23 protein-coding genes are annotated in these 23,338 nt (G+C 51.8%); 7 read left to right on the top strand and 16 right to left on the bottom strand.

Annotated features, from left to right (window positions below):
* The first annotated feature begins 498 nt into the window (after positions 1-498).
* Together cshA and NW747_RS01280 are read left to right on the top strand one after the other, a co-directional pair.
* A complete protein-coding gene (gene cshA, locus NW747_RS01285; protein WP_273095204.1) occupies positions 499-2,013 on the top strand; it encodes a degradosome RNA helicase CshA in 1,515 nt (504 codons plus the stop codon).
* Positions 2,014-2,195: 182 nt separating this feature from the next.
* Positions 2,196-2,393 (top strand): thioredoxin domain-containing protein, encoded by a 198-nt coding sequence (locus NW747_RS01280; RefSeq protein WP_273187658.1) that lies wholly within the window; start codon positions 2,196-2,198, stop codon positions 2,391-2,393.
* Between the two features lie 77 nt (positions 2,394-2,470).
* On the opposite strand, the gene NW747_RS01275 is transcribed toward NW747_RS01280, so the two are convergent.
* Positions 2,471-4,087 carry a recombinase family protein gene (locus NW747_RS01275; protein ID WP_002596236.1) on the bottom strand — a complete coding sequence of 539 codons (1,617 nt, stop codon included), beginning with the start codon at positions 4,085-4,087 and terminating at the stop codon, positions 2,471-2,473.
* A gap of 225 nt (positions 4,088-4,312) precedes the next feature.
* Here NW747_RS01275 and NW747_RS01270 point away from each other — a divergent pair, with 225 nt between their 5' ends.
* Positions 4,313-4,513 (top strand): hypothetical protein, encoded by a 201-nt coding sequence (locus tag NW747_RS01270; protein WP_002596235.1) that lies wholly within the window; start codon positions 4,313-4,315, stop codon positions 4,511-4,513.
* A gap of 64 nt (positions 4,514-4,577) precedes the next feature.
* Here the strand turns inward: NW747_RS01270 and NW747_RS01265 are convergent, their stop codons facing one another.
* The 11 genes from NW747_RS01265 to tet(W) form a co-directional block, all read right to left on the bottom strand.
* A complete protein-coding gene (locus NW747_RS01265; RefSeq protein ID WP_002596234.1) occupies positions 4,578-4,772 on the bottom strand; it encodes a transposon-encoded TnpW family protein in 195 nt (64 codons plus the stop codon).
* 14 nt (positions 4,773-4,786) lie between these two features.
* Positions 4,787-5,629, bottom strand: a complete 843-nt coding sequence (locus tag NW747_RS01260) for an ATP-binding protein (protein ID WP_002596233.1) — start codon at positions 5,627-5,629, stop codon at positions 4,787-4,789.
* A complete protein-coding gene (locus NW747_RS01255; RefSeq protein WP_006356266.1) occupies positions 5,626-6,420 on the bottom strand; it encodes a replication initiator protein A in 795 nt (264 codons plus the stop codon). The genes NW747_RS01260 and NW747_RS01255 overlap by 4 nt, the downstream gene beginning before the upstream one ends.
* A 72-nt stretch (positions 6,421-6,492) precedes the next feature.
* Positions 6,493-6,858 carry a cysteine-rich VLP domain-containing protein gene (locus NW747_RS01250; RefSeq protein ID WP_425386754.1) on the bottom strand — a complete coding sequence of 122 codons (366 nt, stop codon included), beginning with the start codon at positions 6,856-6,858 and terminating at the stop codon, positions 6,493-6,495.
* Between the two features lie 10 nt (positions 6,859-6,868).
* A complete protein-coding gene (locus NW747_RS10355) occupies positions 6,869-7,873 on the bottom strand; it encodes a relaxase/mobilization nuclease (protein WP_472924491.1) in 1,005 nt (334 codons plus the stop codon).
* A complete protein-coding gene (locus tag NW747_RS10350) occupies positions 7,822-8,493 on the bottom strand; it encodes a relaxase/mobilization nuclease domain-containing protein (RefSeq protein WP_472924490.1) in 672 nt (223 codons plus the stop codon). The genes NW747_RS10355 and NW747_RS10350 overlap by 52 nt, the downstream gene beginning before the upstream one ends.
* Positions 8,465-8,863 (bottom strand): plasmid mobilization protein, encoded by a 399-nt coding sequence (locus NW747_RS01240; RefSeq protein WP_002596229.1) that lies wholly within the window; start codon positions 8,861-8,863, stop codon positions 8,465-8,467. Before NW747_RS01240 ends, NW747_RS10350 begins: the two co-directional genes overlap by 29 nt.
* Before the next feature lie 497 nt (positions 8,864-9,360).
* Positions 9,361-9,573: a helix-turn-helix domain-containing protein gene (locus NW747_RS01235; protein ID WP_002586615.1), complete on the bottom strand. Its 213-nt coding sequence runs from the start codon at positions 9,571-9,573 to the stop codon at positions 9,361-9,363.
* Positions 9,566-9,988: a sigma-70 RNA polymerase sigma factor region 4 domain-containing protein gene (locus tag NW747_RS01230; RefSeq protein ID WP_002586616.1), complete on the bottom strand. Its 423-nt coding sequence runs from the start codon at positions 9,986-9,988 to the stop codon at positions 9,566-9,568. The genes NW747_RS01235 and NW747_RS01230 overlap by 8 nt, the downstream gene beginning before the upstream one ends.
* Positions 9,989-10,159: 171 nt before the next feature.
* Positions 10,160-10,927, bottom strand: a complete 768-nt coding sequence (locus NW747_RS01225; RefSeq protein ID WP_002586626.1) for a class I SAM-dependent methyltransferase — start codon at positions 10,925-10,927, stop codon at positions 10,160-10,162.
* 50 nt (positions 10,928-10,977) lie between these two features.
* Entirely contained in the window at positions 10,978-12,897 is a 1,920-nt protein-coding gene (gene tet(W), locus NW747_RS01220) for a tetracycline resistance ribosomal protection protein Tet(W) (protein ID WP_033126273.1), read from the bottom strand.
* Between the two features lie 830 nt (positions 12,898-13,727).
* Between tet(W) and NW747_RS01215 the strand changes: the two genes are divergently transcribed.
* A complete protein-coding gene (locus NW747_RS01215; protein WP_273187647.1) occupies positions 13,728-14,447 on the top strand; it encodes a class I SAM-dependent methyltransferase in 720 nt (239 codons plus the stop codon).
* A 212-nt stretch (positions 14,448-14,659) separates the two neighbouring features.
* Here NW747_RS01215 and nadE read toward each other — a convergent pair whose 3' ends face one another.
* Complete coding sequence (gene nadE / locus NW747_RS01210; RefSeq protein ID WP_273187645.1) at positions 14,660-16,546, bottom strand: NAD(+) synthase; 1,887 nt, start codon at positions 16,544-16,546, stop codon at positions 14,660-14,662.
* Positions 16,547-16,742: 196 nt separating this feature from the next.
* Here nadE and NW747_RS01205 point away from each other — a divergent pair, with 196 nt between their 5' ends.
* The 3 genes from NW747_RS01205 (at position 16,743) to NW747_RS01195 (ending at position 21,059) form a co-directional block, all read left to right on the top strand.
* Positions 16,743-17,843, top strand: coding sequence for an MBL fold metallo-hydrolase (locus NW747_RS01205; protein WP_273187643.1), 1,101 nt, complete (start codon positions 16,743-16,745; stop codon positions 17,841-17,843).
* 257 nt (positions 17,844-18,100) lie between these two features.
* Positions 18,101-19,921 (top strand): translational GTPase TypA, encoded by a 1,821-nt coding sequence (gene typA / locus NW747_RS01200; protein ID WP_008859980.1) that lies wholly within the window; start codon positions 18,101-18,103, stop codon positions 19,919-19,921.
* Between the two features lie 634 nt (positions 19,922-20,555).
* The gene (locus tag NW747_RS01195) at positions 20,556-21,059 is read left to right on the top strand and encodes a transporter (RefSeq protein ID WP_273187641.1); all 504 of its coding nucleotides are present in this window, start codon (positions 20,556-20,558) and stop codon (positions 21,057-21,059) included.
* Positions 21,060-21,107: 48 nt separating this feature from the next.
* On the opposite strand, the gene NW747_RS01190 is transcribed toward NW747_RS01195, so the two are convergent.
* The 3 genes from NW747_RS01190 to NW747_RS01180 all read right to left on the bottom strand — a co-directional run bounded on the left by NW747_RS01190 (position 21,108) and on the right by NW747_RS01180 (position 23,301).
* On the bottom strand, positions 21,108-21,767 hold the full coding sequence (locus NW747_RS01190) for a Flp family type IVb pilin (protein WP_273187639.1): 660 nt from the start codon (positions 21,765-21,767) through the stop codon (positions 21,108-21,110).
* Between the two features lie 67 nt (positions 21,768-21,834).
* Complete coding sequence (locus NW747_RS01185; protein WP_273187637.1) at positions 21,835-22,470, bottom strand: hypothetical protein; 636 nt, start codon at positions 22,468-22,470, stop codon at positions 21,835-21,837.
* 36 nt (positions 22,471-22,506) lie between these two features.
* Positions 22,507-23,301 carry a carbon-nitrogen family hydrolase gene (locus tag NW747_RS01180; protein ID WP_273187636.1) on the bottom strand — a complete coding sequence of 265 codons (795 nt, stop codon included), beginning with the start codon at positions 23,299-23,301 and terminating at the stop codon, positions 22,507-22,509.
* Positions 23,302-23,338 lie beyond the last annotated feature (37 nt).

The following is a 23,338-nucleotide window of genomic DNA, read 5'->3' as shown; positions in this document are numbered from 1 at the left end:
TTAGCGAATTTTCGTAAAATACAATGAAAATACAAAAACGTGTGCAAATTGGATTGAAATAATAATACAACTTTACGAATATATATGCAAGAGGGAAAGGGAAATTTTTTATCAAAAAGACGAAACCGGCACCTGCCGGTGAAGAACAGCACGGGAAGAAGGCGGAAGCAGCGGAGAAAATATTTCTTAAGGATTTCGACAAAGTATGATATAATGATAATAATATGCAGGCATCCAGCGAGAACGGACAATCATAGATCTGAATCATGGGAGAGACGCATGGGGCGTTCTCTTTTTTTTAGGAAGCGCTGATTCATTCACTTTGTGAATCAATCAGTGCTTCCTTAATGCCCCGGTAGGAAACCGGGAAGATATACCGGAAAGGAACTGACTTGGTCAGCTCTTTCCGATATATAGGTATTATTTATATCAAAGACCTGCTTTTACTTATCATTGGGCATCATGCCCGCGTACCCATGAACGCATACAGGAGGAAACATGTACGACACATTTAAAGAATTGGGAATTGCGCCGGAAATACTGAAGGCCGTGGAGGATATGGGATTCGAGGAACCAAGTCCCATCCAGAAGGCAGCCATTCCTATTGCCCTCACCGGAAAGGACCTGATTGGCCAGGCCCAGACAGGCACCGGCAAAACGGCGGCTTTTGGCATTCCCATCCTGGAAAGGATTGACACATCCAAGCCGGGACCCCAGGCCGTTGTCCTTTCCCCTACCAGGGAGCTGGCCATCCAGTCTGCCGAGGAAATCAACCATCTGGCCCAGTACCTTCCCATTCATGCCCTTCCCATTTACGGCGGGCAGGATATTGAAAGACAGTTCAAAGCTCTCCGGAAGCACCCCAACATTATCGTAGCCACTCCGGGCCGCCTCATGGACCATATGAAGAGAGGCACCATTGACCTGTCCCATGTGCAGGTCCTTGTGCTGGACGAAGGGGACGAAATGGTGGATATGGGATTCATCGACGATATCCGTACCATTCTGGCCGGCATTCCGGAAGAAAGACAGACCATGTTTTTCTCCGCCACCATGCCGGAACCGATTCGCCAGCTGGCTGAGACTTTCCTCAAAGATCCGGAACTGGTGAAAATCAAAGCAGCCACTGTGACCATCGACCTCATCGAACAGGAATACATCGAACTGCCGGACCGCCAGAAATTTGATGCCCTCTGCCGCCTGCTGGATATGCAGGATCCGGAACTGGCCATCGTTTTCGTCCGTACCAAGAGAAGATGCGATGAAGTGACGGAAGCCCTGAAGAAGAGGGGATACATGGCAGAAGGTCTTCATGGCGACCTGTCCCAGCAGAAAAGGGACACTGTGGTGCGCCAGTTCAAAGAAGGCACCATTGATATCCTGGTAGCCACCGACGTGGCAGCCAGAGGCCTTGATATTTCCGGTGTGACCCATGTATACAACTTCGATATGCCCCAGGATCCGGAAATCTACGTACACCGCGTAGGACGTACCGGCCGCGCAGGCAAGACCGGCCTGGCAGTAACCTTCGTCATTTCCAGGGAAATGGGGCAGCTCCGGGATATTGAAAGAGTTATCCGCCGCCGCATCAAGAGACGGTCTGTCCCTACCCTTTCCGAAGTCATCGAAGGCAACCAGAAAGCGGCCATTGAAAGCCTTTCCGATACGGCCCAGGGCGGCGGTCTGGAAGAATACAGAGAAAGCGCGGAAGACCTCCTGAATGATGTGGACTCTGTATCCCTGGTGGCTGCTGCTATCAAGCTGCTCACCAAACAGCCTGATGTGACACCGGTCAAGATTACAGAAGAAATGCCCAATTTCCGCAGACGCAAAGGAGCTCCCCGCCGTCACTTCGATGGAGACCGTCCCCGGAGAAGAAGAAATTCTGAAGGCGGCCGCCGCTTTGAAGGCAAAAGGCAGCGCCGTTTCGACAGCCATTCCGGCCAGCCCCGTCAGAATAACGGCAAAAACATTCACGAATCCAATTTCAAACCCTACTTCAGGGAAAACTGATAGAAAAGCAGGAAGGGAAGGTGCCCTTCCTGCTTTTATGGTGGGCCGGGACATGACACCTGCGCCTGTCCTGGCACAGGCTGCTTTGCGGTCCTTTTTGCCCGTTCAGCCGAAAGACTTGTTAAAAAAGGAGACATAGTGTATTCTATATTCATAGAAGTGAATATAAAGGAGGCTGTCCTATGAAAAAAGTGATTATGATTAAAATTCCCGGCTGTCCCTACTGCGCTAAGGCCAGAAAGGCCATTAGCCTTCTGCAGGAAGAAGAACCATACAAAGATATCAGGGTGGAGGAAATCGATGAAACCACCCAGCCGGACCTGGCAGCGCCCTATGGAAAGGACTACTACTACGTGCCCAGCCTTTTTGCTTATGTGTGATAAAGAAGCAATAGAAGTGCAAAAAATTTTGCCGTTCCTATCCGACACTTGGCCATTGTGTCGGATAGGTCGGGCGGTTATTCGGGCAAGTCAATCTTGCCGACAAAGCTGTAATAAATCTCAATGTCCTGCCTGCGGGTGCCGTTCTCATCATAGCTGCACTCATGCACCACAATTTTCTCGATCATTTCCCGCAAGAGAGTGGGGGTCAGTTCTTCAAAGGCAAGGTGCTTGCGGACAATGCCCATAAATTTCTCGGCGTTGACGGTAGCTGCCTGTGACTTGTCCAGTTCGGCTTGCAGGGCGGCGGCTCTCTTTTTCAGCTCCGCTTGCTCGGCTTCGTAGTCAGCCGACAGTTCCATGAAACGCTCATCGCTGATTTTGCCGTTTACATTGTCCTCATACAGCCGCTTGATAATGCGGCTGATTTCAGAAATGCGTTCCTGCGCCTGTTCAAGCTGCTTGATGGCTGCGGCGGTCTTTCGCTTGCCGCCGATCTCGTTCTGCTGGACAAGTAGTTTCACAAACCGGCTCTCATGCTTGGCTGCGTATTCGGTCACTTGCCGGAGATTTGCCAGGACACCAGCGGTCAACAGATCGGTGCGGATAAAGTGCGCCGTACAGTTGCGGGTGCGCTTCTTGTAGCTGCCGCAGATGTAGCAGTCCTGTTTGCGGTCTTTGTTCTGATACCGCTGCTGATACAGCACATGGCCGCAGTCGGCGCAGAACAAAATCCCGGAGAACAGCCCCACTTCATCGTAGCGGTTCGGGCGTTTGCGCTGTTTGCGTAACTCCTGCACCCGTTCCCATGTTTCCTTGTCGATGATCGGCTCATGGTGGTTCTCGAAAATGGCCTGCTTCTCGACGGGGTTCTCTATGCTGTGCTTGACCTTATAAGAAGGCTTTTCCGTTTTGAAGTTCACCAGACATCCGGTGTACTCTCGGTTTTCGAGGATATGAACGACGGTGTTGGTCGCCCATTTGCACTCATAGCCTGGGTGATAACGGCGGGTGCTGCCTGTCCGCTGATATTCCAGCGTCCCCGGCGTGGGGATTTGCTGCTCCGTCAGCATACGGGCAATCTTGGTCGGGCCGTTCCCGGCAAGGCAAAGCTGGTAAATCTGCTGCACCACCGGGGCGGCTTCCTCGTCTATAATAAAATTCTCGTCCTCGTCCATCACATAGCCGTAAACCGGCTTGCTGGTAACAGGCTTGCCGCTCATGCCTTTTGACTTTTTCACTGCCTTGATTTTCTTGCTCGTATCTCTCACCAGCCATTCATTGAACAGATTTCGCAGCGGGGTAAAATCGTTGTCCATGCCCTCGCTGGCACTGTCCACATTATCGTTGACAGCGATAAAACGCACACCCTTTTGAGGGAACAGCATTTCCGTGTAAAACCCTACCTGCAAGTAGTTTCGCCCTAACCGGCTCATGTCCTTGACGATGACCGTACCCACTTTCCCGGCTTCAATGTCCGCAAGCATGGCTTGAAATCCGGGCCGCTGGAAGTTCGCGCCGGAAAAACCGTCGTCGGTGTACCAGCGCAGATTGGTAAAGCCGTTCTGTTTTGCGTAGGTTTCGAGTATCCTTTTTTGGTTCGATATGGAATTACTCTCGCCTTGCAATTCATCCTCGTGGGACAATCTCGGATAAAGGGCGGTAATGAGGTTTTGGGTGGCTTGTCTTAACATAAAATCCTCCGTTTCCGACAGCCAGCCCCACTATTCCGTGGTTTCATTGTACCACGGAACGGCGGGGGCTGTACAGCGGCAAAAGCGTTAAATTTGCTTCTTTACAGCTTTTCAATTTTCCGATTTTTATGGTATGGGTTGTCGTCCCATATTTGCAGTAGAAAAGTTCATAACTCCGTGGTATACTCTGATTTAACAAAAAAATCAGAAGTTAAAGGAGAAAACATGAAGTATACAATAGATGAATTAACCGCGGCCAAAAGGCAAATTGATTCAACTCTGCACAAGCTAAGAGAAACAGTAAAAACATTTGAATCAAAGGATAATTCCGAGCGTTATAAATCACAAATCACATTGGCAAAGAGAAGAATAAAAGCCTTTGAAATTGCAAATTATTTTATAGAGAATGAGATTAAGAATTGCTAAAGCACTTCCGATTTTCGTTCCAGCGGTCATGCTCCCTGGCATGGCCGCTTTTCCATGCCCCGGTTCACGCCGGATAAGTCGGCTCCTGTGTAGCAGCGGCTTCCGCTTCCAGTACCCGCGCCATTTTGTCGGCGGCTGTGGTTGTGGTGTCTTTCTTGAAATAGCCGGACACGACAAGGACGGAATTGCCCATGCGGATTTCCGTCACACAGTCAGGGCGGCGGGTGGTGCGGGTGTCGTGCTGCTTGTTATCTGCCATAGGCAATACTCCTTTCAGTCGGTAATCAGTTTCTTCATGCTCTCCATTTTCCGCTTGGCGGTTTCCTGCCGGAAGTTGTCGCCGGTAAAGCGTACCGGGACGCACATGGAAAGCAGGCGGTCATAAATCCGGGAATGGGCGGTGTCCTCCGGGTTGTGCAGGTCGTCCAGCGTAAGGTTGGTCGTGACGATCAGCGGCTTGCCGCTGCGGTAACGGCTGTCAATCACATTGAACACCTGTTCCAGCCCGTATTCCGTCCCGCGTTCCATGCCGAAGTCGTCAAGGATCAGCAGCGGATAACGACAAAGGCGGGAAATGTACTCGTTGCGCCCCTCAAAGCTGGCGGCAAGGTCATTGAGGATAAGAGCAAAGTTCGTCATGCGGACGGGGATTTCTTTCTCCATGAGGGCGTTTGCGATACAGCCTGCAAGGTAGCTTTTGCCGGTGCCTACGCCGCCCCAGAACAGGCAGCCGATATTGTCTGTCCGCATATCTTCCCAATGCTCCACATACCGGCGGGCAAGCCCGGTCTGCGGGTTCCTGCCGTTGTCGTTCTCGAAAGTCCAGTCCCGCATGGTGGGGTCGGTAAAGCCCCGGCGTTTCAGTTCTTCCACGGTGTCAAGGTGTCTGCGCCGCTTTTCGGCGGCTTCCCGTTCCTCGCGGGCGGTTCTCTGGCAGTCGCACTCTGCCGGGTGGCGGTCGCGCCCGAAGATAGCGGCCTTATCCGGCGCAAAATAGGCTTCTTTCGGCTTGCGGCACTTGCCGCAGTACAGTAAACCGTCCTCGCCGGTGTAGTCCTCCGGCTCCGGGATGGTGGTCGTCATATTCTCCAAAACCGCGTTGATTTCATTCTTCATAAACTCTCGCCCTCCTTGCATGAGTAGTCTGGTATGCCCTTTTTAGGGGCTTCCTTTTTGTCGTTCCCCGCCCATATCCGCAGGGCGGCGGCATAGTTCTGGTAGCTTTTCCCGTTGGCGGCAAGGTAGCGGCTCATTTCCTCGATGAACCGTTCCAGCCTGTCAGGGTACTCTGCCTGCAACTCGTCGTATTCGGTCTGTGACAGAAAAATATTTCCATATCGGCCATAGGGCGCGGACGGCCCCCCACTCACTCCCTTTGTTTGGCTCTCTGTAAGGTTGTTTATAGTAGTTTGGTTAGGGGACGGTTTTCCGACCATCATAAGGTCGGTTTTCTGACCATCAGTAGGACGGTTTTCCGGCTCTATGAGGGGCGGACTTCCGGCCATCAGTTGGTCTGAAAACTGTACCTGTGGCACTGGCGGTACTTTGACATAAAGCCGGTTCGGTGCGGAGAAGCCGCCCCGTTCCCGTTCCAACAGCCCCGCCGTGTCCAGTTCATTAAGCGCCCCCTTGATGGTGGTGCTGCCTTTATCCAGTATTTCTGCTATCTCCGCGATGGGATAGATAATATAAATCCTGCCCTCGTCGTCCAGCCACTTGTTTTTCTGGGAGAGGGTGGAACGGTCTAACAGCAGCGAATACAGCAGCTTGGCGGTCTGTGAAATCTCCATTTTCAGCAGGAAACGGGGATACGGCAGATAGGCGGGCAGCCGCGTGTCTGCCCTGATATAATCAGCGATAGGATCACCTCCCTGTGTTCGGGTTGATTTTGGCGTATTGTCACGCATTAAAACGCCGTTTCCGGGGGAAAAGGATAAATGTATCGCGTACCCTTTGACACCCACGAAAAAAGCCTTGATTTATGCGGGTTTGAAAGGCTCTAAAGCGTGACATCTCTGCCTTTGTTTCCGCTTTCTCTCGGCGGCTTTGATTTTCTTCATGCGCCCGGCGCAGTCGGGGCAGTATTTTCCCCGGTTGGATTTGGGGACAAAGGCCGCCCCGCAGACGGCACACCGTTTCCGGCTTCCCCGGCACAAGAGGGCTGCGGCCAGCTCCCCGTCAAGGGGCAGGACAGCCACACGGAACCAGTGGCACATGAGGGAAAAGGAAATGCTCTGGACGCACACGCAAGGCTCCCCGTCGTCCAATAGCAGGCAGTTCCCCTCATCGTAGTTACAGCACTCATGTACCAGCCGCCGCGCCCGCCGGTGCTGGCGGTAGTCCATGTGGGGCAGGTTATCGCTCATGGCTCTGCTCCTTTCTGCGGTGCGGCTCGTCCCGGCGCAAAATCTGGTCGATGTTCCGCTTGACGGTCTGCAACTCCTTGAACCGCTGTTTCTGTTCGTGATAGGTGTTATACAGGCCGTCTTTCTCGGAGATAAGCTGCTCGATCTCGGCCTGCAACGCTTTCCGGGCGGGCAGCTTGGTAATGCCATGCGCCTTGAAATACCGGGCTGCTGCGTCGGCTATGATAAAATCGCTCTCATGGGCCTGCCGGTATGCGGCGCGGGCTTTCTCGGATTTCTGTGCCCGCAGCCCGTCGCGGGCGGCCTTGGTCTGGGCGTAGGCCAACACCTGCCGCTGCAACTTCTTTTTCCCTTGCAGCTTCGTTTCCAGTGCTTTCAGTTCGCCGCTGGTCTGGCGCATTTTCTGATAGGCGGTGTCAACGGCGGCTTCTAACTGCTCCGGGGAAGTAAAGCCGTATTGCTGGTAGACGGACAGCGTTTTGGCGGCCTGCTTCAGATTGTGTATCTTCGCCCAGCGTTCATAGCCCCGGCCTTTGCCCTCGGCCATTTTCTGCTCAATGTCCACAAGCCGCTGCACTCCGTCCTGTTTCGGGGCGGCTATCTCGGCTCTGGCAACCTGCAAGCGGTCTTTTATGGTGCGTGGGGGATCGGGGGATCTGGCTGGCGCTTCGGCTGCTCTGGCGGCGTTTTGCTCTAAAACGGCAAAGACAGCGGCGCGGTCAAAATCGTCGCCCAGCTTCCGGGCGGTAATTGGCTTTGTCCTGTCCGGCGTGAGGTAGGAAAGCCGCCCCCGGCTCTCCTTGACGGTCACACCCTCCTGCAGCAACAGAGAGGAAAACTCGTCAAAGCTGGCGGCGGTGGCAAGGGCTTTCCGTAGGGTCTGCCGCAGCTTCTCCTTGTTCGTTTCAAACTTGGTCTGCCGGGGCGTGATACTATCGGCAATCATGGGGGCGTTCTGCTTGTCCAGCGCGGCCTGTCCCTTTTCTGCGCCCAATACTCCCGGTCGGTGACGCGGTTCTTGCTGCCGTTCAAGAGGTCGATTTGATAAAGCCCCTCCCGGTGGCACATCTCCATGACTTCGGATTTGAAGTAGCGCAGGGCAGCGTCGGTACATCGGTGCTTGCAGCCGACTTTCGTATCGGCCGGCCTGTCCATGTAGGGCAGGAACGGCACTTCCTCAATCCGCAGGCTGTTTATGACGATATGCACATGAATGTTGCCGCTGTGGTTATGCCCGTCCGGGTGGGTGCAGACAAGGGCCTGGTGGCCGGGAAAATGCTCTTTACAGAATTGTTCCCCCAACGCCTGCGCCCGGTCTACGGTCAGGCCGTTGTCCGGCCCGTCCCGCGGGTCAAAGCTGATGATGTAGTGGTGGCTTTTCACATCTTCCCGCCGCTGGTTTTTCTGATAGCGGAGATTGGCCCGCATACACGCAACGGCAAAATCCTCCCCGTCGCAGTTCAGCGTGGACAGCCGGTAGTCCTCGCGGGGGATAAGCCTGCCGGTTTCATCAAGGACGGGCTTCATGGTAAACTCGTCATGCTCAAAGAGAAGATATTGCTCGGCGGCTCCGTAGTCGGCGTTTTTAGAGTTGATATGCTTGAGTGTTGCCAACCGCGTCACCTACTTTCTTGAGGACTTCATACTTGAGGACGGCAAGGTCGGATATGGCGGCGCGTACCTCGCCGGAAAGGGTGTTGTAGGGTACGCCGTATTCGTTCAGATACCGGGCAATCTGATTGAGGTTGCCGCCGATCCTGCCGTACTCGGCTGTCAGCTTCCCGACAGCGGAAAGCAACTCGTCATTGACCGACGACACATGGACAACCGGGCGTATGGTCGCCCGCCGTATCGCCTGCCGGAGAAATTCGGACTGGCTGATACCATAGGGCGCAAGCCGCGCTGTGAAGTCGGCATACTCATCTTCGGACAGCCGGGTTTTCACAACGCGGCTGCGGTGGGGCGTGTTGTATTTCTTTCGCATGGTGTGACCTCCTTTCTCGCCCGTAAGGGCGCATGAGCAGGGTTTGGGGAAGGCACTCCCCAACAAGTTTCCCGCGAGGGGCAAAACTGCAGAATTGCGGATTTTGGCACCGTGGTAGAAACTTGCTCTCCGTGACTGCAAACTTTCTCTCACTTCCGTCCGCCACTTTTTTGGAAAACTGCAACCACAAAAGTTTGTTTCTCTTTTTCTGCTACTACTAATCCTGTAAAGGGCATTCCTGCCCGCTTTCGCTAAAATGACACCGGACGCAGTGGTTTCTACCCGGTGTTGGAGAAATCCTTTCTCTTTGCCCTCTACTACGGGTAAATGCTCCAAATGCCAAACACCAGGGCAGAAAAATTCCCTCCTCGCTTACTACTACAACCGGCAGGGGGCAAAATGGCCGGGAGCGGAGCCGGACAACAAAAAAAGCAGTAAATCTTTTTCAAGACTTACTGCTTTCGCTGGCCGCGTCGGTGGCGGCTGGTATTCAGTTTTTATGACTTGTCCGGTGGTTCGTCAAGCCGGAACTTGAATTGACAGTCAATTAACCGCTGCTTTACATAGTCCTCCACCTCGGCGTTGACCTGCCCGTTCACTTTTGAGAAATAGCGGATATATCCGGCGTAGTGGAGCAGGACAGCGTTCACGGCTTCTGGGTCGCCCTCACGGGCTTTGAGGATTGTTTCATAGGGGAGAAGTCTACTCATACCGGCTCACCCCCATTTCTTCGCGTAGCCGCTGCAAGGCAAGCTGGATATGCCGCCCCGCTGTGCTGCGTGACCGGCCAATACACGCGCCGATCACGCGCTGCGGCTGGCGCAGAAAGTAATAGCGCAGGATTTCTTCCCGCGTCTGCTCCGGCAAAACAGAGATCGCGTCGGCAAGGGCGGCGTTGCAGAGCAGGACGGTCTGACCGCAGACGGTAAATGGGTATTCCTCGTCCGGCTCCGACGCGGCAAACTGGACAAACTTCTCGTTCATCAGATAGTCAAGGGAAACTTGCCGTTCCCATTGCCGTTTAAGCTTCAAAATCTTGTCCAAGGCGGCACAGCGGATAACAGTCTTGCAAAAGGCGTTGTACCTGCGCTGGATATATTCTTGATAGGCTATCTGGTCGGTCATGGAAATTCCCCTTTCTGAATAATAGTGCGGGGCGGTGGCACTTCTTGCTGTCGCCCCTTGATTGCCTACCAGCAAAGGCGGGCGGGGCTGTCAACGGCTGCGCATATGCGCCGTTCATCTTGACCGTTGACTGGCTCGGCTGGGTTTGCTATTTACCCGACAAACTTGAATTTATTTTAAGCTATCACGTTTTACCTTCTTAAGCCTTACTATCATTACCATAGGAATTTCTTTGTTGGTTTTAAAACATTCTTCATAAAATCCATCAATGACAAATCCAGCTCTAAAACAAAGGTTAAAAATATCTTGTATGGAACGATGATAATAAATCTGCTCTTTCGGTTGCCCTTCAATCGCTATATCATAGTAACTGTGCGGTGTCATATATTTTTCAGTCAACGTGACAAAACAAGGGTGTTGCGTTGCAAAGACAAAAATTCCGCTTTCCTGCAACAGTTCATAAACAGCCATAAGAAGTGGTTCAATATCCGTAATATCCATAATTGCCATATTAGAAACTGCTTTCGTAAAGGCTCGATTTCTTTTTAATTCTAATATACTTTTTCTATCGGTCGCATCCGCCACACAAAATTCAATTTGTTTTGCATATTGTGATTGCCGTCTTTTAGCCAATTCTATCATTTTTTTGCTGTAATCAAAAGCGACAACCGAAGCGCCTCTTTGTGCAAGATACGAAGAATAATTTCCATTGCCACACGCAATATCCAAAATGTAATCCGCAGGATTAGGAGATAGAAGTTCCGTTACTTTGGGACGCACTACCTCTCTGTGAAATTCATTAGATTCGTCACCCATTGCATTATCCCAAAATTGTGCGTTCTCCTCCCAGATTTTTTTACTTTCCTCTGTTCCCATGTTCTCTCCCACTCCCCAAATTTGCTTTTTTGCTTCCATTAAATCTTCCTTACTATATTCCATTGTTACCCTCCATAACTTCTGATTGTTGCCGTCTTGACGATTATGTATCTTTACATTACCTTCTGAAACATATGGCGCACCTTGTCCAGGCGGCTGTTTGGACGGCGGGGCTGGATGACCGGCTGACCGACAGCGGCCTGATATCCTTTCAGCTCTGTAAGGCATACGCTCCGCCCGTTGGTGTAAAAGGCCAGATCAGTACGGTATGCCTGTATACAGCGGGCGGGAATCTCGCCAGTAAAGACAACTTCATCCTTTTTTACCTGGGCCGTTTCGATGGTGGCACAGTATTTCGGTGCATCATGATAAGCCCTGGAAAGGTATTCCTGGGGCGCATAGAGGATGAAGGAGAGATAAGGTTCCAGCAGCTGCGTCCCTGATTCCTTCAATGCCTGTTCCAATACAATCGGGGCCAATGAGCGGAAGTCCGCCGGCGTGCTGACCGGACTGTAATAAAGCCCGTATTCAAAGCAAATCTTACAGTCCGTTACGTTCCAGCCGAACAAGCCCTGCTCCAGCCCGTAACGGATACCATCCCTGACAGCGTTTTGAAAACTCTGGTTCAAGTATCCCAGCGAAACCCGGCTCTCGTATTGTACACCGGAGCCAAGCGGGAGTGGTGTAACAGACAGTCCGATGGATGCCCAAAACGGGTTGGGCGGCACCTCGATATGGATGGTGTGGCTGGCTGCTTTGAGCGGCCGCTCCATATAAATGACGGTGGGTTCCTTTACCACTGTTTCAAGCTTGTATTTTTCCGACAGCAAAGCGGAAACAACCTCCAACTGCACCCGGCCCAAAAAAGAAAGAATGATCTCATGGGTGATGGAATCCACCTCGCAGCGCAAAAGCGGGTCAGTATCCGCAAGTTGCGTAAGAGCGTCCAGCAGCCGTTCTCTTTGTGCTGCCGTTTTCGGCGCAATCGACGTCCGCAGCATGGGGAGGGGGTCCTCACGCCACCTTTTACGAGGGAGCCGGGTTGGGTCCCCTAATACATCGTTTAACCTCACGCTGTCGCTGGGAAGGATAACAATTTCACCCGGATAAGCGGTGTCTGTCCGAACAATTTCCCCTTTGGATGGAATACGCATCTCTGTGATTTTCAGCTTTTCTCTCCCGGCCAGGGCCACCGTATCCCGCAGGCGCAGCGTTCCGCTGTATAGCCGTAGATAGACACGCCGCTGGCCGCAATCTGTATACTCCACCTTGAAAACGCTGCCGCATAGGGCGGCGCTCCCCTGTTCCCCAATCGGTTGGAACAGCCCTGTCACCGCATCCATCAACGGTTGAATGCCAAGGCCCTTTTTGGCGCTGCCATAATAGACCGGGAACAGGGAGGCGTCTTGAACCCGCCGCTGTTCCTCCCGCACAAGTTTTTCCCGGCTGATTGGTTCTCCTGCGATATACTTTTCCAATAATTTATCGTTATTTTCGATGACCGCATCCCATGCTTCTATGTCGGTATTTTCCTCCAGGACTATTTCCGGGGACAGCGACACCGTCTGCTTGATGATAATATCGGCGGAGAGCTTATCCCGAACAGACTGAACCACGCTCTGCAAATCAACGCCAGCCTGGTCGATCTTGTTGATAAAGATAACGGTGGGAATGTTCATTTTCCGCAGGGCATGGAACAGAATACGGGTCTGGGCCTGCACGCCATCTTTAGCGGAGATCACCAAGATGGCCCCATCTAAAACAGCCAAAGAGCGGTACACCTCCGCCAAAAAATCCATGTGGCCGGGCGTATCCACAATGTTGACTTTACATCTGTGCCACTGGAAGGAAGTGACTGCCGCTTGAATGGTAATCCCACGCTGCCGCTCCAAAAACATGGTGTCCGTCCTCGTTGTCCCTTTTTCGACGCTCCCCGGTTCTGAAATGGCTCCGCTGGCATATAGCAGGCTCTCCGTCAAGGTCGTCTTTCCAGCGTCTACATGGGCAAGAATTCCAATATTGATTATTTTCATGTGATTGTCCTCCCTTTACTGCCCCGAAGGGCATAAAAATCCCCAGCAGTAAAATACTTTTACCACTGGGGATGATAATTTGCGGACATACACATATACAGCATACACCTGTTTGTGAGTGCTGTTTTTGGGGATATGTCAAAATTGATAAGGCAAAAGTATTCTTAAATTGGGTACAAAAAACTAAGCCCCTACAAAAGGGACTATCATAATCCTTTGTTCCCACTATTTGATTATAGTTTTATTTAAGAATACCTTGCCGCATATTTTTTACTCCTTTTCTGGATTTGAATTATTATATCACATCAGTTTTAGGAAAACAAGTATCTAAAAGAAATTTTTCTTCCCCTTATATGTAACAATCATACCGGCTTCCTAACGTTCAGAATGGTTTCTACTGTCTGCTGCGGTGTTTGGTTGGAATTGTCCAGCCAAAAGCCGATCCGTGGTGTTGTCTGCATTTTACTAAATACAAATTCAATGTATACAGAAAGAAATATATAAGGAGTGGGAGGGATTCCGCCGTAGTCGGCATTGTAGGAAAATCCAAAAGTTTAGATTTTCCCACAATGCTTATCTTTTGGTCTTTGGTTCGGAATAGTGTAGTGCTGGCGGTCTATCTCTTGTTTTCGGTTGCTTGCTTCCTTACCGTACATGAGCATTCATTGAGGGGAAGAAGTACTTTGAAGCCAAACCGGGTATGGACTACGATACCATTGAAAAAGCGGTGAGGAACGTATTTGAGGAAGCACGGAAGGCTTGACCTGTAAAAGCCTAAGGCCGTTTCGCAGAGGAAACGGCCTTTTCGCTGTGGAAGAAAGGAAAATGGGATGGACAATTTCGAGGAGAAGAACAGAGGCTATTGGAATGAGCGGAGCCGCGGCTACAGCAGTCTTAGACAAAAGGAACTGTCCGGGCCGGACAGCAGGGCCTGGGAAAGGTTCCTGATGGAAAGGCTTCCGAAGGGAAGACCTCTTCGTGTTCTGGATGCAGGCACGGGGCCTGCCTTCCTTGCCATTATCCTGGCAAAGGCAGGATGCAGGGTGACAGCCCTTGATTTCTCTGCCTCCATGCTGAAAGAGGGGGCGGCTAATGCGGAAAAGGCGGGAGTTTCAATTTCTTTCGTGCAGGGCGATGTGATGAACCTGCCCTTTCCGGTAAGCAGCTTTGATGCCATTGTGACCCGCAATGTGACCTGGAACCTGCCCGATGTGCCCAGGGCCTATGCGTCCTGGCAGAGGGCTTTGAAAAAAGGGGGCGTCCTTCTGAATATGGACTCCAACTACGGTCCCATGGATTTCACTGCCGCTGCGAAACTTACCAAAAATGCGCACCACGGTGTGGCGGAAAGTCTTATAGAGACCTGCCAGGAACTGAAGGACTCCATCCGTATCAGCACCCACAGCCGGCCGGCCTGGGATGTGGAACGGCTGCGGCTTCTGGGCTTTTCTTCCGTCACATGGGAAGAGGATATACGCCCTCTTGTGCACCTGTCCAAAGAATGGGACTACGACCCACTGCCTCTTTTCTGCATCAGGGCGGTGAAATAGAAGGGGGACGGTAGAAAGCAGAGGCCCATGGTTTCATCTGCGGACCTGCTTTTCCTTTATTTCACTGCATACGTATGGAGGAATCAGGAGTTTTGACATGGGAAAAGGGCTGTGAAGAAATGGTCATCATTTCTTCACAGCCCCTTTTGGGATATGACGAAAATGTATCAAACTCCGGCAAAGCCGACGCCGCGGCCCTCGGGCGCAGCCGGTCAAACTTCAGAACCTTTTACGACCTCCACCATGCTTCTCTTCATTTCCAGATATCGGTCTGTATAGTAGGGGCTTACCTGGGATTCCCGAAGATCGTAGCCGTAGGGACGCCGGCTGATGGCGATGAGGGGCGGCGCCTGGATTCGTTTGGCTACGGCAAATCCTGCAAAAAGGTTCCACCAGCGCTCCAAGTCCTGAATGAAAGCGGCGTGGGTGGGAAAGAGGTCTTCTACCTTTACGGAACAGCCCAGATGCTCTTCCAGTGTTCCTTCTCTGTACCAGGCAAGGATGTCCTCCGGTGTATTTCTCTGCCAGGGTTCTACAAAGCTTTTCAGCAAATAGTCATGGTATTCGTAAATGAGAGGATCCCCCAGGCCTTTGGTGACATCCTGGTTCTCCGACAGTTCGGCACTGGGTTTTACGGTGAAAATCCCTTCGGGAATGACTTCCTGCCCGTACCATTCATTCAGGGCCCTGCCCAGTTCATAGATCTGGTATTTCCACAAATCCGCCGTTGCTGCCAGGGCGCCGGCCAGGTCGCCGTAGAGGGTGCCATAGCCTACGGTCATTTCCGTTTTATTGGCGTTGCAGGTGAAGATGCCTCCGAAGGCGGCGGAGAGCGCGGAAAGGATGCGGCTGCTCCGGTCCCGGGCCTGCATGTTTTCTTTCATAAATCCGGTGAGATGGATTTTCCCTTTTCCCACAGGAAGTCCTTCCAGGGCCCGGGCCGTTTCATCGATGAAGGAACCGATGGGAATGGTCAGATAGGGGGATTCCAGATGATCGGCCAGTTTTCTGGCCAGGTCCTTTGTCATTTCTGAATTGAAACGGGTAGGCGTATTCACCAGAAGGAGATGATCTTTGGGCAGCACTGAACGGTAGAGGGCAGCGTTTACGGCAGAGTCAATGCCGCCGGATACGCCGATCACCACCTTGTCCACGTGGATAGCAGAAAGGAATTTTCTGACTCCGTAACGGAGGGCAGGAAGAAGCATGCTGCCCTGGAAGGGAGCCATGGGCTTTTCAGACATGAGATTTTCGGAGGCTCTGTCGAAAAGGAAGAGGCAGCGGGGCTCTTCATAGGGGCGGGCTTCAGCGATGAGGGTCCCTTCTTTATCATAGGCGGCGGTCATGCCGTCGAAGGTATAGCAGGTTTTTCCGTTATTCTGCAGGCCCCGCTGATTGACGTAAATCATGGGGATGCGGAGTTTGGAAAGGGCATCGCCCAGCATGCGGTGCCGCTTTTCATTTTTCCCCAGGGTAAAGGGGGAGGCCGACAGGTTGAGGAAAAGGGATATATCCTTCTTAGCCAGAATGGACATGGGGGAAAGGCTGTAGTTTTCATCCCAGCTATCTTCGCAGAGAAGGACACCGGTGCGAATGGTTTCGCCGCCGGCAGGAAGGAGGAAGGGCGTCAGCGCCTCTTCTAAGGAAAGGCCCTCTTCCAGGGCCTCCTGGCGAAGGGAGGTAAAGTAGCGGCGGTCATCGAAGCAGCGGTAATTGGGAAGAAGGGTTTTAATAACAAAAGGATGCCTGCCGTTTTCCGGAGTCAGGAAATGACCGTTGGCGGCGGCAAAGGCGGCGTTGTATTTCCGGGGCCTGCCGTCGTCGTTTGTCTTTTCCCAGTCTATGGCACAGCTGCCCCAGAGGATGGTGATGTCCCGGGAGGCGGCCGCTATTTTTTCATTATAGGCTTCGCATTCCCGGAGAAAAGCGTTTTGATCCCACAAATCGCCGATGAGGTAGCCGGTGAGGCACATTTCCGGAAGCACCAGCATATGGGCTCCTGCCTTTCGGGCTCTTTCGATTTCCTCTTCTATCTGTTTCCAGTTCTCCCGGATGTTTCCGGGAATCACATCGATCTGGGCGGTGGCAATTTTTATCATGACAAAGCCTCTTTTCCATGAAATCTTGTTCTTTTCTCCATTGTACAGGCAGGAAGCAGGCCTGTAAATCTTTTATTTCCTCAATCATAGATTGACTTGCATCGAGCTTTAACCGGTATAATAAAATATATGGCTCGATTATATGGCTCCATGGATGCACTGATTCCATCATCGTTTCCCTATGAAAGGAGAACCTATGCTTTCTTTGATCAAAATTTCAGCCCTGGGGGCAGCCTGCCTCCTGCTGGCGGGCTTTTGGTTTATCAACCGGGACGAAATGGATCCTTTGATGACGCCGGCAAGGAAGGCGCGCATCGAAGCGTCACCTCATTACAGGGACGGTGAATTCCATCCGGAGATGCCCCATGAAAAAGTGACAGCGGACATATCCTTTTGGAAGTCCTTCTTGTTCCCCGCCGCCGGCGTGAATATTCCTCAGGATCCCATGGTTCAGGAGAAAAAAGACCTGAAATCCATTCCCCCATGGGACGATGTGGTGGTGTGGCTGGGGCATTCCTCTTTCTATATGCAGCTGGGCGGAAAGAAAATACTTATTGACCCCGTATCTTCCCTGTACGCTTCGCCTTTTCCGTTCATCGACAGAGCCTTTGACGGGAGCAATGTGTACGGTCCGGAGGACATTCCCGATGATTTGGATGTCATGGTGCTGTCCCATGATCACTGGGATCATCTGGATTATGATTTCGTGAAGAAAATAGAACCGAAAGTACATCATGTGGTGACGGGCCTTGGAAATGGAGGCTATTACGAAAAATGGGGCTATCCCCTTTCCAAAATCCATGAAGCCGACTGGAATGAAGAGGTAAAGCTGGATGGTCTTTCTGTCTGGGTACTTCCTACCCGCCATTTTTCCGGGCGCCTGCTCAAAAGGAACCAGACCCTTCCTGTTTCTTTTGCCTTCATTACGCCGAATCGGAAGGTGTACTACAGCGGCGACGGCGGTTATGACGGAAGATTCAGGGACATGGGAAAGCAGTTCGGCGGCTTTGACCTGGCTTTGATGGAAGACGGCCAGTATAATCAAAATTGGCACTCTGTCCATATGCTGCCGGAGGAAAGTGCAAAGGCAGCGGAGGAAATCGGAGCCAGAGCGCTCATTCCCTGCCACAATGGTAAATACGCCCTCTCCACCCACACCTGGCAGGAGCCCTATGAAAGAATGAAACTGGCGGCGGAAGGTAAATCCTTCCGCCTTCTGACCCCGGAAATCGGGGAAGCCGTCCATATAGGCGATGATACCCAGCAATTCAGGGAATGGTGGAACATGATGAAGTGACAATTTCATAAAGAATGAAAACCTTCACCCTGACAGCAGGAATTGCGCTTCGCGCCAGGGAGCTGTGGATAAAGGGCAGAGATTTTTCCACAGCCCTTTGGCAGCTTTTCTTCCGGAAGGAAGATAAAAAATCTTCTCAAACAGGAAAAACCATGGTATAATGAATTGTATTTTCTAGATATGAAAAGCTTTGCATCTTTGTGGTATAATAGCAGAGATACATTGATTTTATAGTACCCGAGGGGGAAAAAGAAAGAATGAAAAGAGAAGATATCCGCAACATTGCCATTATCGCCCATGTCGACCATGGCAAGACGACTCTTGTCGATGCCATGCTGAAACAGAGTCATGTTTTCAGGGACAACCAGAAAGTGGCAGAACGTGTCATGGACTCCAACCCGCTGGAAAGGGAAAGAGGCATTACCATTCTGGCAAAGAACACTTCCGTCATGCACAATGGTGTTAAAATCAACATCGTTGATACCCCAGGGCATGCTGACTTCGGCGGCGAAGTGGAACGTATCCTGAACATGGTAGACGGCGTGCTCCTTCTGGTAGACGCCCATGAAGGCCCTATGCCCCAGACCAAGTACGTTCTCAGAAAGGCACTGGAACATAAGCTGAAACCGATCGTTGTCATCAATAAGATCGACCGTCCGGACCAGCGTATTTCTGACGTGGAAGGCGAAATTCTGGACCTCTTCATCGAACTGGAAGCAGATGATGACCAGCTGGATTTCCCGCTGATTTACTGCTCTGCCAGAAACGGCATTGCCAAGCTCCATATGAATGATGAAGGCAAGGACCTGGGACCCCTCTTCGATGCCATTCTTAAATACTGCCCCTGCCCCGATGTGGATCCCGACGGCGGCCTGCAGGTTATGGTGACCACCCTGGAAGCCGATGATTATCTGGGTAAAGTAGCCATCGGCCGTCTGACCCGGGGCACCGCCAAACAGGGCATGCCGGTAGCCATCACTGACGGCACCAAGATCCGCAGCGACCATATCGGCTCCCTCTTCACCTGGCAGGGAATGAAACGGACTCCCGTACAGGAAGCCAAAGCCGGCGACATTATCGCCATGGCAGGCTTCAAGGATATCAACATCGGTGAAACCGTAGCCGATGCTGCCAATCCGGAAGCCCTCCCGTCCATCCACATCGACGAACCGACCCTGTCCATGGTATTCCATGTCAACAAGAGCCCCTTTGCTGGCAAGGAAGGGGACTTCGTGACCTCCCGTCACATCCGTGCCCGTCTCTACAAGGAAATCGAAACCAATGTGGCTCTTCGCGTAGAAGACACCGATACATCCGATGCTTTCAAGGTGTCCGGCCGCGGCGAACTCCATCTCTCCGTGCTTATCGAAACCATGCGCCGTGAAGGATTTGAACTGGAAGTTTCCAAACCCCAGGTTATTTACAAAGTCATCAATGGCAAGAAGTGCGAACCGCTGGAAAGACTGACCATTGAAGTGCCGCAGGAATTCATGGGCGCTGTTATGGAAGGCCTTGGCCCCAGAAGAGCGGAAATGATTTCCATGGAAGAACTGGCCGGCTACATGAAGATGGAATTCTCCATCCCTGCCCGCGGCCTCATCGGCTTCAGAAATGAACTGCTCACCACCACCAGAGGCACCGGCATTATGTACCATGTATTCCAGGGCTATGCACCCTACAAGGGCGATATTCCTGAAAGAACCAGAGGCTCCCTGGTTGCTTTTGAAGCAGGCGTTACCACGGCTTACGGCCTGAACTCCATTCTGGACAGAGGCGAACTCTTCCTGGAACCGGGGGTTGAAGTATACGAAGGCATGATCGTGGGCGAAAACTCCAGAGACCAGGATATGGACGTGAACCCCTGCAAGAAGAAGCACCTCACCAACACCCGTGCTTCCGGCTCCGATGAAGCCATCAAGCTGCCTCCATGCCGCAAGTTCACCCTGGAATCGGCGCTGGAATGGATCAATGATGACGAACTGGTGGAAGTAACACCTAAGAGCATCCGTATGAGAAAGATGGTTCTTTCCCGCCAGGCCCGCTATAAGAATGCAAATGTAAAGAAGAGCCAGCAGTAATAGGCCTGATACTATGAAATAAAAAAGAACGGTTACCCTCAGGGGGCCGTTCTTTTTTTACTGCCATATTTTCTTCTATGACTCTTGGGCTTTTAATCAAATGACAGTTAGGGCTCGCCGCCGCGTCATCTCGAGCGGAGCGGCATGCCGGAATGGATGGTATATGTGTTTATCATCATTGAAACTCTGAGTCGAGAGATCTCCAGCCGAAGCGGGGCTTGTACCATAGAGAAGGGGGATTTCTCGGCTCCGCTACGCTGCGCTCGAAATGACGGTGTGACGGGGCAGCACTTACGTTATTCGCCTCATTTTGAAATGACGGTAGAGTGGCCCGCCGCCGCGTCATCTCGAGCAGAGCGGCATGCCGGAATGAGACTGAAAGTATTATACTCCTTTGAAACTCTGAGTCGAGAGATTTCCCGCCGAAGCGGGGCTTGTACCATGGAGGAGGGAGATTTCCATGCTCCGCTTCCGGCCCTCGAAATGACAGCGCGGCGGAGCAGCACTTGTGTTATTCGCTTCATTTTGAAATGACGATGGGGCAGGATATCCAATTTCTCAAAAGCCCTTAATTTTTCAGGCTCCATAGTATATAATAAAAGTATATAGATTCTATTTGGAAAGGAGGACCTCTATGAAAAAGATTTTATGTATGGCCGCCGTCCTGGCACTGGCAGGCACAGGCATGGCCGGCGCCTTTGGCGACATTATGGATACGGAAGCGGGGTATGGGTACAACAGTGCTGCCGACGGCATTCACAGCGCCCATATCGAAGTGAAGCCGATTCCCAAGGTGGCCGTAGGCGCGGAATACCGTCACTGGAACAACCGGGGCAATGAAACGGACGTATATGCCAAGTACAAAATCGGCCATTTCTACGTAGGCGCCGGCAACCGGAACTACTACGACAGGGATGCCAGAATGTTTGGCCTCATCGAAGGGAAAGCCAATGTGCTGGGTCCTCTGGATGCCTATGCAGGGCTTCTTGTGTCCAGCGAAGAGAGACAGTACAAGGCGGGTTTGAAACTGGACCTGGTGCCTACAGCCTTTGATATCGATGTGAACTATACCTACTATGACAGAGACGACGTGGATAACGAAAGCGGCGTAGGCGTAGGACTGAATTACCATTTCTGAAAATTGACAGCGAAAAAACGGTGCTTCCCGGGAAGCGCCGTTTTTTTATTATCGGATCGTATAATCTTTTCCACTGCCCGGTGCATATACCAGGTAGGCTTTCTTATGCGAGCTGTAGTAGCCTGAAGTAATCTGTTTTCCTGTGGCCGGGTCGTAAACATAGTACTGGGCAGGAACGGTAACAGGATCACCGGACTGGGAGGATGTACCGCCGCTGCTGGTGACTCGCCAGTTCCAGCCGGGGTCGCTGCTGGCATACTTGGAAACAGGGCCGTTTTGGGCGGCAGAATAGTAGGCCAAGACGTAGTAATTGTTTTGGGCAGTTACTTCCCGTCCAATGGACCAGATGTCTCCTTCATGGAAAGGAACGTTGAGCGCCTGCGCCACCTGATTTCCTTCCGCAGTACCGGAATAGATGTAATGGGTGGAACCTGTATTCAGGAGAGCACCCAGTCCGCTGTTTCCCTCTGCAACGGCTTTGCCCACCAGGTCGGGAATGGAAAGGGGCTCTTCCTCCTCTTTTGACGAACTCTTTGACGCCCCATTTTCCATAAGATTTCCTGCATTGTTAAACACGGTGCGGATAGAATCGCCCATGAAGCTCTGCTGGTAAATCAGAAAACCGATGCCCACGATAATGGCCAGAAGAAGGGCGTATTCGATGAGATTCTGCCCTTTTTCACGGAATGGCTGTCCTTTTCTGCCCATAAAATTCACCTCTTCTTCCTTATGATTTCATCATTTTATCCTATGAATCCTTTTCTGTCTATCCCTGTTATGTGCGGACTGTATTTTTCCCCTCCGGCCCTTTTACCACCATGCCTGTGGTGCCGTAACCGAAGACGGCGGAGCTTCGCACATACTCATTGCTTTCCTCTCCGGTGGACGGATTGAATCCATACTTGGTTACATGAGCTACGGGAAGGGGTTTCCCGTGGGAGGCCAGTTTTGAATCGCCGGGGCCGTAGACGTCCCATCCGGTTTTGAATTTTGAAATAGGATAATTGCCGTTGTCGGCAGCGGAATAGTAAACCAGGACGTAAAGGTCTGTCTTCTTATTTGTCAGTCTTCCCAGAGACCAGGCGTCGCCTTCTGCATAGGGGATGCCCAGCTTTTTCGCCAGGGCGTCTCCAGCCCTGGTGCCGGAATGGACATATTCATTTTCCTTCAGGGACCAGGTACCCTTTCTGATGGCGGAACTGATGGAAGCAAGAAATGGCTTGTAGTCAGGAGAGGAAATGCGGGCGCCGGTTTTTAAAAGACTGTCTGCCTGGTTAAAAACGGTACGAATGGACGGAACCGGGCCGCTCTGATCATATATGTAAAAACCGATGGAAGTGATGATGGCCAGGAGAAGGGCATATTCTATGAGGTTCTGCCCCTTCTTCCCGGGAGGTATTGGGCTCTTCATGGTAAATCCTCCGGTTTTTTTCCTTACGAATGGATTTTATTCTACTTTGTCCCAGTCAGGGCGGCGGTCGCGGAATACGTTAATCCGGCTTCTTACCTCATGAATCACATCGGTATCCACCCGGCCGAAAGCGATATCTTCATCATCTTCCAGATGGCATATATCTTCGCCCCAGGGGTCAAGAAGAAGGGATTCGCCGGCATATTCCGTATCTCCCGATTTTCCGGCCTGGTTTACGCAGGCCATGTAGAACTGGTTTTCAATGGCCCGGGCCCGGTTCAGGGTGACCCAGTGATGGTTCCTGATTTTAGGCCAGGCAGCGGGGACGAAGAAAAGGTCTACATCCATCAGGGCTTCCCGGCGGATGAGCTCGGGGAAACGGATGTCATAGCATATGGCCATGGAGCAGGAAAGACCATCCAGCTCAAAATGGGACAGATGGTTTCCCATGCGGAAATACCCGGGCTCTCCAGAGAGAGAAAAGCCATGCATTTTGTCGAAGGAAGTGACCAGGTCTCCCTTGCGGTCAAATACATAGGACCGGTTGTAAATATCCTGTCCCACTTTCACGGCAGTGGTGCCGCCTACAATGTTCACCCCATGGGAGGCGGCTATGGAAGAAAGAAGGCTGCAGGTTTCCTTTCCTTCTTCATCGGCCAGCAGGGACAGGTTTTCCTTAGGGAAAAAACCGGTGTTCCAGGTCTCCGGAAGCACCAGGATGTCTGGCTTTTTCTCCATGGCCTTTTCCATCATGTCTCTGGCATGAGCAAAATTGACTTTGGGATTTCCCATTTCTACATGCATCTGCAGCAGTGCGATTCGTAATTTCATGGATAACCTCCTTGTGATAGTATACTGGTGTACTGGT

The sequence above is a fragment of the Dialister succinatiphilus genome, from assembly GCF_928721695.1.
GTDB classification, from domain to species: Bacteria; Bacillota; Negativicutes; order Veillonellales; family Dialisteraceae; genus Dialister; species Dialister succinatiphilus.
This window is presented reverse-complemented; position numbering and strand designations above follow the sequence as displayed.

Bases quoted from the DNA above. Each gene is read 5' to 3' on its own strand.
- cshA (WP_273095204.1), top strand. From the start codon at position 499: ATGTACGACACATTTAAAGAATTGGGAATTGCGCCGGAAATACTGAAG.
- NW747_RS01280 (WP_273187658.1), top strand. From the start codon at position 2,196: ATGAAAAAAGTGATTATGATTAAAATTCCCGGCTGTCCCTACTGCGCT.
- NW747_RS01275 (WP_002596236.1), bottom strand. From the start codon at position 4,087: ATGTTAAGACAAGCCACCCAAAACCTCATTACCGCCCTTTATCCGAGA.
- NW747_RS01270 (WP_002596235.1), top strand. From the start codon at position 4,313: ATGAAGTATACAATAGATGAATTAACCGCGGCCAAAAGGCAAATTGAT.
- NW747_RS01265 (WP_002596234.1), bottom strand. From the start codon at position 4,772: ATGGCAGATAACAAGCAGCACGACACCCGCACCACCCGCCGCCCTGAC.
- NW747_RS01260 (WP_002596233.1), bottom strand. From the start codon at position 5,629: ATGAAGAATGAAATCAACGCGGTTTTGGAGAATATGACGACCACCATC.
- NW747_RS01255 (WP_006356266.1), bottom strand. From the start codon at position 6,420: ATGCGTGACAATACGCCAAAATCAACCCGAACACAGGGAGGTGATCCT.
- NW747_RS01250 (WP_425386754.1), bottom strand. From the start codon at position 6,858: ATGGACTACCGCCAGCACCGGCGGGCGCGGCGGCTGGTACATGAGTGC.
- NW747_RS01240 (WP_002596229.1), bottom strand. From the start codon at position 8,863: ATGCGAAAGAAATACAACACGCCCCACCGCAGCCGCGTTGTGAAAACC.
- NW747_RS01235 (WP_002586615.1), bottom strand. From the start codon at position 9,573: ATGAGTAGACTTCTCCCCTATGAAACAATCCTCAAAGCCCGTGAGGGC.
- NW747_RS01230 (WP_002586616.1), bottom strand. From the start codon at position 9,988: ATGACCGACCAGATAGCCTATCAAGAATATATCCAGCGCAGGTACAAC.
- NW747_RS01225 (WP_002586626.1), bottom strand. From the start codon at position 10,927: ATGGAATATAGTAAGGAAGATTTAATGGAAGCAAAAAAGCAAATTTGG.
- NW747_RS01215 (WP_273187647.1), top strand. From the start codon at position 13,728: ATGGACAATTTCGAGGAGAAGAACAGAGGCTATTGGAATGAGCGGAGC.
- nadE (WP_273187645.1), bottom strand. From the start codon at position 16,546: ATGATAAAAATTGCCACCGCCCAGATCGATGTGATTCCCGGAAACATC.
- NW747_RS01205 (WP_273187643.1), top strand. From the start codon at position 16,743: ATGCTTTCTTTGATCAAAATTTCAGCCCTGGGGGCAGCCTGCCTCCTG.
- typA (WP_008859980.1), top strand. From the start codon at position 18,101: ATGAAAAGAGAAGATATCCGCAACATTGCCATTATCGCCCATGTCGAC.
- NW747_RS01195 (WP_273187641.1), top strand. From the start codon at position 20,556: ATGAAAAAGATTTTATGTATGGCCGCCGTCCTGGCACTGGCAGGCACA.
- NW747_RS01190 (WP_273187639.1), bottom strand. From the start codon at position 21,767: ATGGGCAGAAAAGGACAGCCATTCCGTGAAAAAGGGCAGAATCTCATC.
- NW747_RS01185 (WP_273187637.1), bottom strand. From the start codon at position 22,470: ATGAAGAGCCCAATACCTCCCGGGAAGAAGGGGCAGAACCTCATAGAA.
- NW747_RS01180 (WP_273187636.1), bottom strand. From the start codon at position 23,301: ATGAAATTACGAATCGCACTGCTGCAGATGCATGTAGAAATGGGAAAT.